At 61.0% G+C, this 16,275-nt stretch carries 11 protein-coding genes; 2 read left to right on the top strand and 9 right to left on the bottom strand.

Translation table 11 applies throughout. The features are described 5' to 3' along the window. Positions 1–97 precede the first annotated feature (97 nt). The 4 genes from V2I08_RS01715 to V2I08_RS01700 all read right to left on the bottom strand — a co-directional run bounded on the left by V2I08_RS01715 (position 98) and on the right by V2I08_RS01700 (position 3,351). On the bottom strand, positions 98–859 hold the full coding sequence (locus V2I08_RS01715) for an IclR family transcriptional regulator (RefSeq protein ID WP_349633620.1): 762 nt from the start codon (positions 857–859) through the stop codon (positions 98–100). A 15-nt stretch (positions 860–874) separates the two neighbouring features. Continuing rightward, positions 875–1,264: a nuclear transport factor 2 family protein gene (locus tag V2I08_RS01710; protein ID WP_349633619.1), complete on the bottom strand. Its 390-nt coding sequence runs from the start codon at positions 1,262–1,264 to the stop codon at positions 875–877. Further along, positions 1,261–2,388 (bottom strand): cobalamin-independent methionine synthase II family protein, encoded by a 1,128-nt coding sequence (locus V2I08_RS01705; RefSeq protein WP_349633618.1) that lies wholly within the window; start codon positions 2,386–2,388, stop codon positions 1,261–1,263. Before V2I08_RS01705 ends, V2I08_RS01710 begins: the two co-directional genes overlap by 4 nt. A gap of 117 nt (positions 2,389–2,505) precedes the next feature. Then, positions 2,506–3,351, bottom strand: coding sequence for a p-hydroxycinnamoyl CoA hydratase/lyase (locus tag V2I08_RS01700; RefSeq protein ID WP_349633617.1), 846 nt, complete (start codon positions 3,349–3,351; stop codon positions 2,506–2,508). Positions 3,352–3,509: 158 nt separating this feature from the next. Between V2I08_RS01700 and V2I08_RS01695 the strand changes: the two genes are divergently transcribed. Beyond that, positions 3,510–4,100: a TetR/AcrR family transcriptional regulator gene (locus V2I08_RS01695; protein WP_349633616.1), complete on the top strand. Its 591-nt coding sequence runs from the start codon at positions 3,510–3,512 to the stop codon at positions 4,098–4,100. Positions 4,101–4,112: 12 nt separating this feature from the next. On the opposite strand, the gene V2I08_RS01690 is transcribed toward V2I08_RS01695, so the two are convergent. The 3 genes from V2I08_RS01690 to V2I08_RS01680 form a co-directional block, all read right to left on the bottom strand. Next, positions 4,113–5,057: an alpha/beta hydrolase gene (locus tag V2I08_RS01690; RefSeq protein ID WP_405053610.1), complete on the bottom strand. Its 945-nt coding sequence runs from the start codon at positions 5,055–5,057 to the stop codon at positions 4,113–4,115. A gap of 51 nt (positions 5,058–5,108) precedes the next feature. Beyond that, on the bottom strand, positions 5,109–7,697 hold the full coding sequence (locus tag V2I08_RS01685; RefSeq protein ID WP_405053613.1) for a glycoside hydrolase family 3 C-terminal domain-containing protein: 2,589 nt from the start codon (positions 7,695–7,697) through the stop codon (positions 5,109–5,111). A gap of 157 nt (positions 7,698–7,854) precedes the next feature. Beyond that, complete coding sequence (locus V2I08_RS01680; RefSeq protein ID WP_405053612.1) at positions 7,855–8,982, bottom strand: glycoside hydrolase family 43 protein; 1,128 nt, start codon at positions 8,980–8,982, stop codon at positions 7,855–7,857. Positions 8,983–9,133: 151 nt separating this feature from the next. Between V2I08_RS01680 and V2I08_RS01675 the strand changes: the two genes are divergently transcribed. Then, the gene (locus V2I08_RS01675) at positions 9,134–11,653 is read left to right on the top strand and encodes a glycoside hydrolase family 9 protein (RefSeq protein WP_349633613.1); all 2,520 of its coding nucleotides are present in this window, start codon (positions 9,134–9,136) and stop codon (positions 11,651–11,653) included. Between the two features lie 20 nt (positions 11,654–11,673). Here the strand turns inward: V2I08_RS01675 and V2I08_RS01670 are convergent, their stop codons facing one another. Further along, positions 11,674–13,218 (bottom strand): tryptophan halogenase family protein, encoded by a 1,545-nt coding sequence (locus tag V2I08_RS01670; RefSeq protein WP_349633612.1) that lies wholly within the window; start codon positions 13,216–13,218, stop codon positions 11,674–11,676. A 64-nt stretch (positions 13,219–13,282) separates the two neighbouring features. Further along, positions 13,283–16,150 (bottom strand): TonB-dependent receptor, encoded by a 2,868-nt coding sequence (locus tag V2I08_RS01665; RefSeq protein ID WP_349633611.1) that lies wholly within the window; start codon positions 16,148–16,150, stop codon positions 13,283–13,285. Between the last annotated feature and the right edge of the window lie 125 nt (positions 16,151–16,275).

Raw genomic sequence — 16,275 nt, 5'->3', positions numbered from 1 at the left:
AGCCTTACCTTGGCGTTACGTTACCGGGACGATTGACGCACCATTGGGCCTTTTTACCCGACGACATCGTGAACTTCGCGCTGTGACCTTTGTGTCGCTAAACCGGCGGCGCTTCGGCGGCGGTGAACAGAGCAACCGCCTGTTCCAGCCGGGCGACGGCGCGGGTTTCCAGCTCCGGGGTGAAGCGGGGCAGGGGGATAGCGACGGCGAACGCGCCCACCGCAAAGCCATCGACCACCGCCGCCATGCCCAGGCCGCAAATGCCCGGCGTATATTCCTCGCGCGTGCGCCCCACGCCCGATGCGCGGATGGTCGCCAACTCGGTGCGCAACGCCTGTTCGTCGGTCACGCTTTGCGGGGTGAACGGCTCCAGCGGTACCTGCGCGAAATAGGCGTCGATCTCGTCGTCGCCCAGGCTCGCCAGCAACGCCTTGCCCGCCGCCAGGCTGTGCATCGGAATGCGCGTGCCCACGCTGATCGAATAGCGCAGCGATTGTTCCGCCGTCTCGGTGACGATCGCCACCAATTGCCACCCGTCGCGCACGAAGAAGGAGGCGGTTTCGTTGGTCTGCGTCCGCAGCGATTTGACCAGCGGCCGCACCTTGTCCGCCAGCGACAGCGCGACGCGCGGCGACCCCAGCCGCGCCAGTGCCGGGCCGGGCAGATAGCGCCGCCCCTCCCGCGCCAGATAGTGCCGTTCCACCAATGTCGCGAGCAGATAGGAGAGGCTGCTGACCGGAATGGCGAGGCCTGCCGCAATCTCCTGCGCCACCACGCCCGCCGGGCGCGCCACGACATATTCGATGATGTCGATGGTCCGCATCGCCGATTTGACGGTGGATGGCGTGGTAGCGTTCATGATGGGTGCCCTCCGTTAAAAGGTCAGGCTACCGCGCCGTTCGGCAAAGCGCCATCCCGCCGGAGTGAGGACGAAGCGGTCGTGGAAAGACCCGACCTTGGGCGCGCCCTCGCCGGTGAACAGCAGCATCGCGCTTTCGCCGACGGCCTGCGTCGGGCTGATCACGTCGATCACGACGTTGGAACAGACATGCCGGGTCGTCCGCGCCGGGCGGGCGAGGAAGGCGGCGAGGATCGCCGCACGTCCCTGCGTCCAGTCGTCCGGCGCGGTCGGGCGCGCCATCCGTCCATCCTCGGCATAGAGATCAGCCACGCCCTGCCAGTCGGCCGCGTCGTTGAGATTGGCGTAGCGCGCGATCAGCCTGGCGCAATCCGCCTCGATCGCGCGGCGCTCCTCCTCGCTCACAGCCGGGCGTCCGCCAGGTCCGCACCGGCGCGGAGCGAACGCAGTTTCTTCCACGTTACCGCCGGGTCGATCTTGCCATATCCGGCAAAAGTGCCGAACCCGCAATCGGTGCTGGCGATCACCCGGTCCTTGCCGACGATCCCGGCAAAGCGTTCGATCCGCTGGGCAATGAGTTCGGGATGTTCGACATAGTTGGAACAGGTATCGATCAGGCCGGGGGCCAGGATCTTGTGATCCGGGATGGTGGCATCGCGCCACACCGCCCACTCATGTTCGTGGCACGGATTGGCGGCTTCGAACAGGACGGTGGCCGGGCGCGCGGGCAGGATGATGTCGATCACCTTTTCCAGCGGAATGTCATGATCATGCGGGCCTTCATAATTGCCCCAGCAAATATGCATCCGCATCCGTTCGGGTGGAATATTGGCGGTGGCGGCATTGAGTGCATCGACATTGGCGGACGCGATCTTGAGGAATTCCTCGTCGCTCACATCCTGATAGCCGGTGTGGCGCGACATCGCCAGATCGGGGCAATCCAATTGCAGGTCGAAGCCCGCCGCCACGATCGTCTCATATTCCTCGCGCATCGCATCGACCAGATCGGCCAGATAGGCTTCGTGGCTGGGATAATGGCGATTGACCTGGAAAGCGGTGATGAGGCCGGGCGAGGCGGCATTCATGAAGGCGCGCACGCCCTCGCCATGGGGGGCGAGCGCCGCCTTGAACCGACGGATATCGTCATGCAGCGGCTCCAGCGTCACCAGCCGGATCGGGCCGATGCAGGAGGCGCGGGTAAATTCCTGGCTACCCATGATTCCAGCCAGCTTCTGCCGCAATTCGGGCAGCGGGGCGAGGTCGGCGGCGGGCCTGCGGTCGATATGGCCGCCAAAGCCGGTCAGCCGCTCGATCATATAGGTGGAATAGCCGACCTTGCCCAATTCGCCGTCACTGACGATGGTCACCCCCGCATCGATCTGGGCGGTTACCGCGGCGGACACGGCGGCCTGGACTTGCGTGTCGAAGGCGTGCGCGTCATAGGGTTCACCCTTGTCGCGGGCCAGCAACAGCGGGGTCAGGGCGTCGCCGCGCGGCAGGCTGCCGACATGGGTCGTGGCTATGGGCATGAAAATCCTCCTCCGGTTGAGAGACTTTCTGCCACAATTTCACGAGTGTGGATATATCGCAAATATGAAAATACACACCGGGGCGAACCCCGGTGCGTTTCACGGCGATCGGACTATTCAGCCCTCGGTCGGTGCTTTCGCCTTGGTCAGGTCATAGCTGCCAAGACCCGGCTTGTAGCTCTTTTCGTCGATGAACTGGCGGATGCCTTCCTTGCGGCCTTCGCTCTTGTCATGGAAATTGGCCGCTTCCTGCATACGGACCAGATAATCCTCCGCCTCGTCATAGGTCATGGTACTGACGCGGCGCACCGCATCCTTGGCGAATTTGAGCGCGACGGGGTTCTTGGCCAGCAGCTTGTTGGCAACCTCGCGGGTGCGGTCCTTGAGCTGGTCGAGCGGCACGCTTTCATTGACCAGCCGCATCGCCGACGCCTGCTTGCCGTCGATCAGGTCGCCGGTCAGCGTCAGCCACATGGCGTCGCGCATCGGCAGCAGGTCGACCACCACCTTGGTCACGCCGCCGCCGGGCAGGATGCCCCAGTTGATTTCGGACAGGCCGAACTGCGCTTCATCGGCGCAAATGGCGAGGTCGCAGGCAAAGAGCGGGCCGAAGCCGCCGCCAAAGCACCAGCCATTGACCATGGCGATGGTGGGCTTCTGATACCAGCGCAGACGGCGGAACCAGCCATAGCTTTCCCGCTGCGACTTGCGCACGCCGCGCAACCCTTGCGCTTCGGTTTCGCGGAAATATTCCTTCAAATCCATGCCCGCCGACCAGGCCGTGCCTTCGCCGCTCAGCACCAGCACGCCGACATCGTCGCGATATTCCAGTTCGTCCAGAACCTCCATCATACGCCGATTAAGCGTCGGGCTCATCGCGTTGCGCTTGGCCGGGCGATTGAAATTCACCCAGGCAATACCGGCCTCGACCACAAAGGAAACGACGTCTTCTTGGTTTTCCATGATCCTGCTCCCAATAGAATGTATGCTTGGGATACAGTAAAAGGAAGCAGCCTTGCAAGCGAATAATGCATCGGCTTGACTGGGGCATTGCGGATATGGGGGCAGATGGCCGCCAATGCAGATGCGATAGGGTGCGTGAATATGCTACTGCCCGCTGGATGAGTAGGAAAGAAGCAGACGACAGGCGCGCAGAGATGGATGGCGCGGGCGCGCGACGGCGGCAGATATTGGCCATAGCGGCGCAATTATTTGCGCGTAAAGGCTATCGTGGCACATCGATGCGCGACATCGGCGAAGCCGCGGGCGTGTTGGGCGGCTCGCTCTACCATCATATCAAGTCCAAGGATGCGCTGTTCGTCGAACTGCACCATGCCGCGCTTGATGGAGCAGAAGCGCATATTGCAAAGGCGGTGGCGGGGCAGGAAGATCCCTGGGCACGGCTGGAAGCTGCTTGCGCCGCGCTGCTGGAAGTTCAGCTTGATCCCGATTCGCTGACCATGCCGATGATGAATGATTTTCGTGAAGTTCCAGAATCCGTGCGCGCCGCTCTGGTCGAGCGGCGCGATCGGTTTGAGCATCTGTTCCGTGACATCGTCGCCGCGCTGCCGCTACCATCGGCGATCGACCCGTCACTTTACCGCAATCTGCTCCTCTCGCAGCTCAACAGCGTCGCGGACTGGTATCGGCCGGGGCGGCTGACGCCGCGTGACATCGCAGCTCAGATTGCGCGAGTCTTCCGCCACGACTGAAGCGCGTTGGGATTATTGCGGCGCGTTCGCCTGACGCGCAAGCATGCCGTGCATCCCGATCCACCGCACGAAGGCGTCGAACCAGCCCGTGCTGGTGGTATCCTTCTGATACATGCCAAAGCCATGACCGCCGCGCTCGTAGAGATGGAATTCAGCCGGCCGCTTGGCCGCGCGCCAATCGTCGATCAGGGCGATGCCGCCATTGGCGAAGAAGGGATCGTCAGCGGCCAGGGCCACGAACAGCGGGGGCGCGTCGGCCGAGACTTTCATGGAGGATAGCGGGCCATAGATATTGCCGATAAAGGCGGGCTTGGCATCCTGACCCGCCAGCGCCGTCGCCATGGTCAGCATGGCTCCGGCGGAAAAGCCGACCATGCCGATCCGATCGGCATCGACGCCCCATTCAGCCTTACGCTGACGGATCAGCGCGAAGGCGGCGCGGGCATCGGCGATCTGGGGCGAGAGGTCACCGAAATTGGGGTCGGGGGCAGGGCGGGGTGGTCGAGGGCCAGGAGAAAACATCTCCTGCATCGACTTTTCAAAGGCGGGCATGTCCGCTGGCGTCTGGCGCAGGCGATATTTCAGGACGAAAGCGGCAACGCCGCGATCGGCCAATGCCTTGGCAACATCCCAGCCTTCATTGTTCATCGAGAGCGTTCGAAATCCGCCACCCGGCGCCACGACGATGGCCGCGCCGGTCGCCTTGGCGGGATCAGGCAGGAAGGGGGTGAGCGTTGCGACCGTGACGTTGCGGGCGAAAAGGCTGCCATATTGGCTGTGCCAGGATTCCTTGGCGGTGGCACCGGGGAGTGTAGGCGTTCCAAGTTCAATGGCAGTCGGCTGAGCGGGGATGGCGATCGGCACCATCTTATCGTCCTGGGCGTGGGCTGCGATCGGCGCTGTGATGAGCCAAGTGGCTGCTCCGATCATTTTGGCGAAACCAATTATGCGTTTCATCTGCATCTCTCCTTTGCCTTTTATCTGTTAGCTGTCCCAAATGGCCGCCTGTCATTTCGGCAGTGCGACGCTCTCGCGGATGGTGTAGCTGACGGTCTGGACCGGGCTGCCGGTGCCCGGCTGCCCGCCGCCGATGCTCAGCTGATAGTCGCCGGGGATGAGCGCGCGCACGCCATCCCGCGTGACGAAGCTCAAGTCGCGGGGCGACAGGGTGAAGGCGACCTCCTTCCCTTCGCCTGGCTTGAGCGATACGCGCGCAAAGCCACGCAGGGCCGTGCGGGGCGCGCCATCGAAGCCGGGGGGCGTCACGTAAAGCTGGACGACATCATCGCCCGCCCGTGCGCCGCTATTGGTGACTACCGTCCGCACGGTCAGGCCGTCCTTGGCAATGGCGTCGATCGCGCCCAATGTGGGTGCTGCATAGCTGAACTGTGTATAGCTGAGGCCGTGGCCGAACGGATAGACCGGCGTCCCCTTGAAATAGCGATAGGTGCGCCCGTCCATGCCATAATCGGTGAAGGGCGGGAGATCATCGACGCTCTTGTAGAACGTGACGGGCAGGCGTCCGGCCGGATTTGTCTTCCCCGACAGGACATTGGCGATGGCCAGACCACCCGACTGACCGGGATACCAGGCTTCGACGATGGCCGAGGCATGATCCTTGGCCCAGGATAGATCGACAGCGCTGCCGTTCATGACGACCACGACGAGCGGCTTGCCGAGCGCCTTGGCCTTTTCCAGAAAGGCGCGCTGATCGCGGGGCAGGTCGAGCGATGTCTTGTCGCCGCCGATAAAGCCCTCGATCTTGACCGGCATTTCCTCGCCCTCGATATCGGACGTCAGACCGACGACGGCGACGATCACATCAGCATCCTTTGCACCGTCCGCCAGGTCGCGATCGACATTATCGGAAATGCGCTTCCAGAAAATGGTGGGGCTGGGCGCGATGTTGCTCTCGCCCTGGAGACGGATGGCATAGCGCTGGCCCTTGGTCATGCGAACCTCGGTCAGATCGAGCGGTTCGGCCCAGCGGGAATAGTCTTCGGCGCTGACCACGGCTTTACCGTCCAGCGAGACGGTGCCTTTGACCCCGGTCAGCGCGACGCGATACAGCCCCGTTTCCGGCGCGACCAGATAGCCGGTCCAGACGACCTTATAGCGTTTCGACACTTGCTGGAATTCGCTCGCACGGGAAACGAGACTGGTTTCCACGCGGGTCAGCACGGGCTTGGCTTCGAAACCGTCATCTCCGCTGGCATTGAAATATTCGGCGCGCAGACCGGGCTTGCCGTCCGGGGTCAACAGCGCGGTGCCGGGAACAGGATCGCCATCGGTAATGGAGGGGCCGAAGGGGATGAGGGTGAGCGCGGAGCCGGGCATAGCCTGCCGAATGCCATCGGCCACCGAGATGGGCGGGCCGCTGCGGGGCGACGAATAATTGCCGCGCAAGACGCGCGTGGCGTCGGCGAGCGGGCCGGTCAGGGCAATCTTCGTTCCGGCCTTCAGCGGCAGGATGCCGTCATTCTTGAGCAGGACCAGACTCTTTTCCGCCGAGGTCAGGGCAAGCGCCTGATGTTCGGCCGTCCCAACCCGCTTGACCGGCGTGGCGTTGGGCTTGCGGGTCGAGAGGCCTGGCAGGTCGCCATTGCGATAACGCGCGGAAAAAAGCCGCACGAGCGCGGTGTCGATGTCGCTCATGCCGATATAGCCGCGTGCAAGCGAGTCCTTGTAGCGATCGCCCAGGCCCGTCTGGCCGCTGAGCGTCGCATTATTACATTCGCTATCGACGCCTTGGCGCAGCGCGACGGCTACGCCAGTGGCAGCATCGGGCGCGAATTTATGATGATCGTAAATATCGACGACGGCGTCGCAATCGGACACGACATAGCCGGCAAAGCCCCATGCATCGCGCAGATAGTCCTGCAACAACATGGGGCTGCCGCACGCGGGTTGGCCATCGACTCGGTTATAGGCGCACATGATCGACCCGGCCTTGCCATCGACGATGGCGGCGCGGAAGGCGGGCAGGTAGCTGTCTTCGAGATCCCGCTTGGTGGCAAAGATATTATCGGTGTGCCGGCTTGGTTCGGGCCCGCTATGGACCGCGAAATGCTTGGGTGTGGCGACGATGTTGGGCAGATCGGGATTGTCGCCCTGCATCCCCTGAATGAAGGCCACGCCGATCCGGGCGGTCAGGAAGGGGTCTTCGCCGTAGGTTTCCTGGCCGCGGCCCCAACGCGGATCGCGGAAGAGATTGATATTGGGCGACCAGGTGTTGAGGCCCGTGCCGATCTTGCCGAGATGCCCGGTCTGGCGACCGAGGGTATGGAGTGCCTGCACCTCCGTACTGATGGCACCCGCAACCGTCTTGATCAGCGGCGCATCGAAGGTGGCGGCAAGGCCGATGGGTTCTGGAAAATTGGTGGTCGGAACCGCGCCGATCGCGCCATGCAGCGATTCCGTCCACCAATTATAGGCTGGGATTTTCAGTCTGGGGATGGCGGGTGCCGTGTTGAGCAACTGCTCCACCTTTTCGTCCAGCGTCAACTGATCGACGATAGCCTGTGCCCTGACCTCTGCCTCTTTCAAGCTGTCATTGGCCAGCGCAGCGCTGTGGCTATACAGGCTAGCCAGGATCATCATGCTGGCGGTGCGCAGTAGGAAAGACGCCTTCATCCCGATATCTCCCTGAATGCGTCGTTGCGACGTCATATTTATAGCTGGGGGTTATCCCAGTCAGCCTTGGCCCAACATAGGGCAAGGCCGGGGAAGCGTGGCCTCCCCGGCCCGATAGAGTTCAGTGTGCAGCGCTCTTCGGGGCGGCACCGCCTATGATCGGATTGATCGTGCGGATGCTGCCATCTTCATTATGATGGAGTTCGGTAACCTTGACGTTGCGCAAACGGGTCTGCCCCGACAATTGCGTGTCGGCATAGAAGAGCCACCAGCGGCCATCCCATTCAGCGATTGAGTGATGCGTGGTCCAGCCTTCCACCGGCTCCAGGATGCGGCCCTGATAGGTGAAGGGACCATAGGGCGAATCGCCAACGGCATAGACCAGATAATGCGTGTCGCCGGTCGAATAGCTGAAATAATATTTGCCCTTATATTTGTGCATCCATGCTGCCTCGAAGAAGCGGCGATCATGGTCGCCACCCAGCAGGGGCTTGCCTTGTTCATCGACGATCTGCAACGGCCGGGGCGTTTCGGCAAATTCCAGCATATCGTCGGTCATCTTGGCCACGCGCGGCAATAGCGCGGGCTTGTCATCCTGCTCCAGGTCGGTCTTGGAGCCATTGGGGTCATATTTTCCATTTGCATAGCGTTGCAACTGGCCACCCCAGATGCCGCCGAAATACATATAGCTGGTGCCATCATCATCCGTGAAGACGGCAGGGTCGATCGAATAGCTGCCCTTGATCGGCTGCGGTTGTGCCTTGAATGGACCCATTGGGTCTTTCGACGTGGCGACGCCGATGCGGAACACGCCTTCCTTGTCCTTGGCGGGGAAATAGAGATAATAAGTGCCATTCTTGCGCGCGGCATCGGGTGCCCACATTTGGCGGTCGGCCCATGGTACGTCCTTCACATCCAGCGCCACCGGCCCGACCGTTACCGGCCCGCCGATCTTGTCCATCGACAGCACGCGATAGTCGCGCATTTCGAAATGGCTGCCCAGATCATCCTCGGCCGTTGGCCCGTCAATATCATGGCTGGGATAGACATAGATTTTGCCGTCCCAGACATGGGCGGACGGATCGGCAGTGTAGATGTCCTTGACCAGCGGCTGGGACAAATATTTCGAGGCGTCAGCCGCATTAGCGTCTGGTGCCTGCGCATTGTTTGCATCCTGCTGGCAACCCGCGGTCAACAGGGCCATCGCCAAAGGCAGCGTTCCCAACACTATCCGTCGCGTCCAGGGCATCATTCTCTCCTTCATATTTCGATCATGAATAGCGCTATCATCGTCATATGGCAATCAGCCTATTCTATCTTGCTCGCTTCTACAATCGCTGCGATACAGCCATAGAGAGTTGCGACCATAGACATGGTAGCGCAATCAATAGGAGAGAGGCATGAGGCGTTTAGGACGGTCCTTTACCTGTATTGCGCTGCTGCTGAGCAGTGCGGCGGCAATAGCGCAGACCACAGGTGAACCGGCGCTTCAATTGAACGACAAGGGCTATTTCGAAGGGCCAGCCGTCAATGTCCTGGCCTTTTCCAACTGGTATGATGGCCTGTTTGCGGATGCGAAGATCAGCGGCATAGAAATCATCCAGCAGGGTTTGCGCAGCGTGACCAACGGTGACGTGCGATTGTCGGCCACGCCCGGACAATGGGATCCGATCGGTGCGCTGGTCGAGCGGAAGGTGGACGCCAAGGCCGGTGTCATTGAAACAACATTGCGCTATGCCGACCATGACTGGCAATATGTCATTCGCGCCGAGCGGCGCGGGGGCGCGGTCGAACTGAGCATCATTCTCGACAAGCCCGTGCCCCAGGCCTTGGCGGGCAAGGCCGGGTTCAACCTGGAACTGCTGCCGTCGGCCTATTTTCATCATGCCTATATGGCGGATGAGCGTACCGGCATATTCCCGATCTATCCTGCGAGCGCCATGGAACGGACGGCCGAACGCAACGCCGCCAGCGGGCGGGGCGAAGGACCGGGTGCCGAACCCTTGCCGATGGCCAGTGGCCGCCGCTTCGTCCTCGCGCCCGAAGATCCGGCGCGCCGGATCACGGTGAGTAGCGACCAGCCGATCGCGCTCTATGATGGGCGCAATCAGGCGCAAAATGGCTGGTTCGTGTTGCGATCGATCCTGCCCGCGAACAAGACCGGCACCGTGCTGCAATGGACGGTTAGGCCGCAGACCGACCCCGATTGGCTGCGCACGCCCGTCATCGCGCATTCGCAGCTCGGCTATGCGCCCGATGGTCCCAAGATCGCCACGGTGGAACTGGACCGCAACGACAAGCGGCGGCCTCCGCTCAAATTGCTGCGCCTGGACGCCAACGGTGCGGCGGTGCCGGTGGCGACCGGGCCGCTGAAGCCGTGGGGCGACTATCTGCGCTATCATTATCTGCAACTGGATTTCAGCGCCGTTAAGCAACCGGGCCTCTACATGCTCGAATATGGCGATGTCCGTACCGCGCCGTTTCGGATCGCGCAGGATGTCTATGCCGACGCCTGGCACCCAACCAACGATGTCTATTTCCCGGTCGCGATGGACCATATGTCGGTCAACGAAGCCTATCGGAGCTGGCATGGCGATTCCCATCGCGACGATGCGCGTCAGGCACCGCTGAACCATGAACATATCGACTTGTATCGGCAGGGACCAACGACCGATACGCGCTTCAAACCGGGCGAGTTTATTCCCGGCCTCAATGTCGGTGGCTGGTATGATGCGGGCGATTTCGATATTCGCACCCAGTCCCAATATCAGGTGGTGCGCTCGCTCGCCGATGCGGCGGAGCGGTATCGGCTGGATCGCGATACGGTAAGCGTCGATCAGGCGCGGCGGCATGTCGAAATGCATGTGCCCGACGGAAAGCCCGATATGGTGCAACAGGTGGCGCATGGCACCCTGCAATTGCTGGCTCAATTCGATGCTGTAGGACATGCCATTCATGGCATCGTGGAGCCGGATGTCGCCCAATATACGCATTTGGGTGACGCCGTGAACAAGACCGATGGGCTGCCCTATGACGCGAGCTTGAAACCGGGCGAGGTTCGGAACGGGCGGAGTGGAACGCCGGACGATCGCTGGGCCTTCACCAGCAAATCCTCGGCGCTCAACTATGGATCGATCGCCGGGCTGGCGGCCGCCGTGCGCGTGTTGCGCGGGCAGGATGATGCGCTGGCACAGCGCGCGTTGGGAACCGCCGAGCGGGTCTGGCAGCAGGAACAGGGGCAGGCGCCTGATCTGTTCAGTCATGGCAACACCACGGGCGGGTCATTGGATGGAGAAATGTTCGCGGCGGCGGTGGAATTGCTGCGCACTACGCGCAAGCCGGTCTACGCCGCCAAGGTGCAGGCGCTTTGGCCGACGATCGAAAAGAGTTTCGATTTCAATGCGCAAACGGCCGTGGCTGCCATTCCCTTCATGCCGGCCTCCTATCGCGCCGCAATGGTTCCGGCAGTGCGGCGCTGGCAGGCGAAAAGCGTGGCGTTAGCGCGCGCCAATCCCTTTGCCGTTCCAATCACGACTGGCGGCTGGGCGGGATCAGGAACGGTCCTTGGCTATGCGCTGACGGCTGAGGCGTTGCATCGTGCTTTCCCCGATATCGTCGGGTGGGACGCGCTATTTCATGGCATGGCGTTTCTGACCGGCCACCATCCTGCGTCGGATATATCCTTTGTGTCAGGCGTGGGGACGGTGTCGAAGGAAGTCGCCTATGGCAATAACCGGGCGGACTTTTCCTTCATAGCGGGCGGCGTGGTGCCCGGCATATTGGTGATCAAGCCCGACTTCCCCGAAAATCACGAGGATTGGCCCTATTTCTGGGGCCAGAATGAATATGTCATTCCCGAAGGCGCGGCGTGGATCGAACTGGCCAATGCGGCCAACCATCTAAGCAAGGGGGCGAATTAAGCGGTAAGGGTTGCCGTCGGTCAGACCGGCGGCAGTCCGTGCGCAACGATCTTGTTGATCAGATCCCGGTGGCGGGGCAGCCCGGCGCATAATTTGTCGGTCAGCGCGGCATTTTCGCGCCGGGCGCGGTCGGCCAAGCGATGATCGCGGCTGAGCGAGGCGGGATCGACTTCGGTATGGTAGCCCATGCCGTACAGGACATATTGATAGCTGGCGGCCGGGAAGACTTCCTCCACGCGGTCGAACTCGTCGTGGAACCAGGGGGACTGGTAGCGCCAGAGCAGCAGCAATTCCTTCAATCGATCCGGGATGGTTTCATCGCGCACATTGTCGCGCCAGAAATCGCTGTCGGTGCGCTGGGTCAGCACATAATGGAGCTTGAGGAAGTCGATGATGCGACCCCAGCGATAGTGGGTCGTCGCGTTGAAGCGCGAGGCAATAATGTCCATCACCTCGCGACAGGCGGGCATTTGTTCGGCGATGATCTTGGCCGACAATTCGATCAGCACGATCGCGGAGGCTTCGAGCGGTTCGAGGAAACCGGCGGCCAGGCCCACGGCCACGCAATTGCCTTTCCAGAAGGTTTCGCGATGGCCGGATCGGATCTTGATCTTGCGGGCATTCAGGCCATCTGCCGCCGGGCCGATATAGGCGCGCAATTCGCGTTCGGCCTCTTCGTCCGAAATATGGCTGCTGGAAAAGACATGGCCGACGCCGCGGCGCGTCTGGATGCCGATGTCCCAGATCCAGCCTGATGTCTGCGCCGTGGAGATGGTGTGGGATGCCATCGGGCTGTCCGGCCGCTCATAGGGCACTTGCATGGCCAGCGCGGTATCGCAGAACAGAACATCATTGCAGTCCTTGAACGGCACCTGCATCGCGCCTTCGATCAACAGCGCCTTGAAGCCGGTGCAATCGACGAACAGGTCGCCCTCAATCTCGCCTGCTTGCGCGGTCTGAATGGCGCGAATGTCGCCATTCTCGTGCATCAGCACCTGTTGGACATCCGCCAAAACGTGCCGCACGCCCAGCGTTTCGCAACAATGGCGTTGGATGAAAGGCGCGAATTTGCCCGCGTCGAGATGATAGGCATAATTGGCAAGGGCGTCATATTCGGCCGTCGCAATCGTCTTGGGGGCCAGGCCGTCGTCGCAGATGCGGCCCTGCGCGCTGACGCTGTCGCAAAAACTTTCGCCCTGATTGCTTGCCAGCCAATGCGGGGCAAGGTTCACCTGCCCGAAATTCTGCGGGAGCATCAGGGGATGATAATAGCCGTCATCGACCGCGCCGGTGGTCCAGCGGTCGAAGCGTGCGCCCTGTTTGAACGCGGCGTCGCATTCGCGAAAGAAATCGGATTCTGACACACCCATGCGCGATAGCGTGGTGCGGAGCGTGGGCCATGTGCCCTCTCCCACGCCGATGATCGGGGTGTTGGGGGATTCGACCAGAGTGACGCTGAAACCCTGGCCAATGCGAGTGCGATGGCGGGCCGCGATGATGCCAGCGGTCAGCCAGCCGGCCGTCCCGCCGCCGACGATCACGATGTTGCGGACAGGATGAACCATAAGCTTGTAATCACCATGAAAAAGGAGGGGATGTCAATTGACATCCCCTCCAGGGCGAGAACCGTTAGAAGCGGTAGCGGACCCCCGCGGTGAAGCGGCGACCATAGCCATATACATCCAGCAATTGATTGCTGAAGCGGCCATGGGTGCTGTACGTTTCGTTAGTGATGTTGAGTGCTTCGCCGAACACGCTGAACTGATCGGTCAACCGGATATTGGTACTAAGGTCGATCTGAAGTGCCGAGTTCACGAACGTCGGTTCAGCACCAAAGGCCGAATTGTTCTGCGCCTGACCGAACTGGAGCAGATATTTGTCGCGCCAGTTGACTGCCGTCCGGAATTCAAAGCCATTTTTGTCATAGAAGGCCACGAGGTTTGCGGAATTGGCAAGCCCGGTGACGGCGAACCCGCTTTGCGACAGATCGGTACGATCATAAGGCTTGTTCGTTTCGACAAAAGTGGCGTTGGCGTTGAAGCCGAAACCGCTGTCGCCGAACACATGCTGCCAGGCAAACTCTACGCCCTTGACCGTCGCTTCGGGACCATTGACGCGCGCCGACACAGTAAAGATCGCCGGTTGGCCAGTGGTCGGGTCAATGACATTGTTGATGGTCTGGCGCTGCGTGCCCGCAACGATGAAGTTCGACACATCCTTGAGGAACAGATTTACAGCAGCATAGGAGTTACGCTGATAATACCATTCCAATCCCAGATCGAAATTATCGGCCAGATAGGGCTTGAGGAACGGATTATTGCCCGTTGCGGTCAATGCACCGACACGCTGGCCTGCGCCAACATTCAGCACGGGGCCAAGATAGTCGAGCCTCGGCCGAGTCAGCGTCCGCGATGCGTCAAAGCGCAGATGCAGATTGTCCGTCAGTTCCAGCTTCATGTCCAGCGCGGGCAGGAAGTAGGAATAGCTGCTGCTGGCAGTGACAGCCTGCGAATCGGAGAAGTTGACCGTCAGCAATGTCGGATCGGCTGCGCTACCGACGATAGAGGTTGGCACGCGGCCGATCCCTGTCGAAATAACCTTCGTTATTTCCTCACGCGCACCGGCGTTGAACCGGAACGGCATACCGGCAATTTCAGTGTTGAAGTTTACGCTGACCCAAGCGGACCAGCTCTTTTCAAGGATATTCTGGACGCTGCCGGGATCCAGCGCGAGATCAATGGTGCCGTTGAAGTTGTCACAGCAGCCCTGGTTATAACCCGGCGTATTTGGCCCCTGCCACAGGCCTTCCAGATATTTGGAATAGCTGCGTGCATCATAGTTCAGCAGCACAGGGGGCAGATTGCCGGAGAAGCCGGGGATCCAACCCTTGGTGTTGATCGTACCCTGAATCAGGCTCGCGGGAATTGGCACGCCGCTGGTTCGGCCGGATGGCGCACCATAGCCTGCATAGGCCTGCCAGTAATTATTGGCGAAGGTGTTGCGATTCTCCAGCGAGAATTCATCCTCCATGTAGCGCGCGCCAAACTTGATCGTCAGGTCATCCTGCTTCCAGGTGGCACCGAGGCGGAATTGCTTGATTTCATCGCTGTTCTTCTGGGCCATCCGCACAGTGACATGCGAGCCGAGAATGGCCTGATCGGTCCACAGGGCCTGATTGCCCGCCGGACCATAAGTGGTCAATTCCGGGAAGGTCTTGTTGCTGTTGCCGGTGACACGAACACCCAGCGTCGTGCCGAGAAGACCGCCATAACCAATATCGGCACCTTCGCTGCTGACATGGCCGTCAGGATTCAAGCGGCTCTTCGAATAGCTGACGTCAGCGTCAATTTGCAGATTTTCGGTAGCATCCCATTTGAGGTTCGCACCGACCTGGTTGGTTTCCAGGATATTTTTGTCGGTCCCGGCTGTAAAGTCAGTGGGCGAGCCTGCCTGGAGGAAATTGATGGCGGTGCCGTTTCCATCCAGTTCGACATTGCGCATGTCACCCTGGTTGAACCAGATGCCAAAACCATCAATGCTGGTGACGACCTTCTGACGCGAATAATTGTCGTCGATCGTCAAAAGAACATTGTCGGACGGCTGCCACTGGAAGGCGATGCGGCCGTCGATACGCTCATCCTTGGTGTAGCGCTGATCGGCACCATATTGCTGCTGATACCAGCCAGGAATATCGCCGGGCACTTCAAGTTGGGCGGCGGTACAGGTCGCGGTCAACTGACATTCGCGGAACAGACCACCCTGCCAGCCCGAAACATAGACGCGGTTCGCCTGCGTGTCGCGGCGGGTATAAACCGCGTTGACCAATATCCCCATCGTGTCGTCTGCAAAGGTCGTGCTGAACAGACCGCCAACGGTCGGCGTCAGCTTCCCGGCTTCATCCTGAACCGAACCAGCGGCCGTAAAGGCCATGCGGGTGCCCATTTTGTCGAACGGCTTGGGATAGGAAATGTCGAGCGTCGCACCGATCGAACTGCTGGAAAGCGACACTTCGGGCGTTTTATACACGGCCAACTGGCCAACGAAATCCGCGCCGACCGTCGTGAAGTCGACGGAGCGACCACCGGACGCTGTTGACAGGCGGCGGCCGTCGATCAGGGTCTCGTTGAAATCGCCACCAAAGCCGCGAACCGAGATGCCCTGCGGTTCGCCGCGCGCGCCGGACCGCTGGATCGAGACGCCCGGCAGGCGCTGCAGCGAGGCCGCGACGTTGGAGTCCGGGAATTTGCCGATATCTTCCGACGAAATGACGTCGACGACGCCGGACGCATTGCGCTTGATATCCAGATTGCGTTGCAGCGATCCCCGAATGCCGGTGACGATGATATCCGCTTCGCTGGTGGAGTTCGCGACCGAGGCCTGTTCGGCCTCTTGCGCGACGGCCGGAAAGGCCATTGCCAAGGCCAGGCCGCTGGCTGTCGCTGTCAGGCTCTTGCGGTTGCGCTTCGCCAAACGAGCGCGATCGAGTTCTGTCTTCATGTTCCTCCCCTTACTTCCACTTAACTCTCGCCCGACCGGCGCGACACTATTGTCGCGTACGATCACAGTTTAAGGCTTTGGGAGGAGGTGCCGTTGCACGAACGGATTTGATCCTCGCCTGAGCC

The sequence above is a fragment of the Sphingobium sp. MK2 genome (assembly GCF_040170545.1).
In the GTDB taxonomy this organism is placed as follows: Bacteria; Pseudomonadota; Alphaproteobacteria; order Sphingomonadales; family Sphingomonadaceae; genus Sphingobium.
The sequence above is the reverse complement of the archived record's forward strand: the minus strand, read 5'-3'. Positions and strand labels throughout refer to the sequence as shown.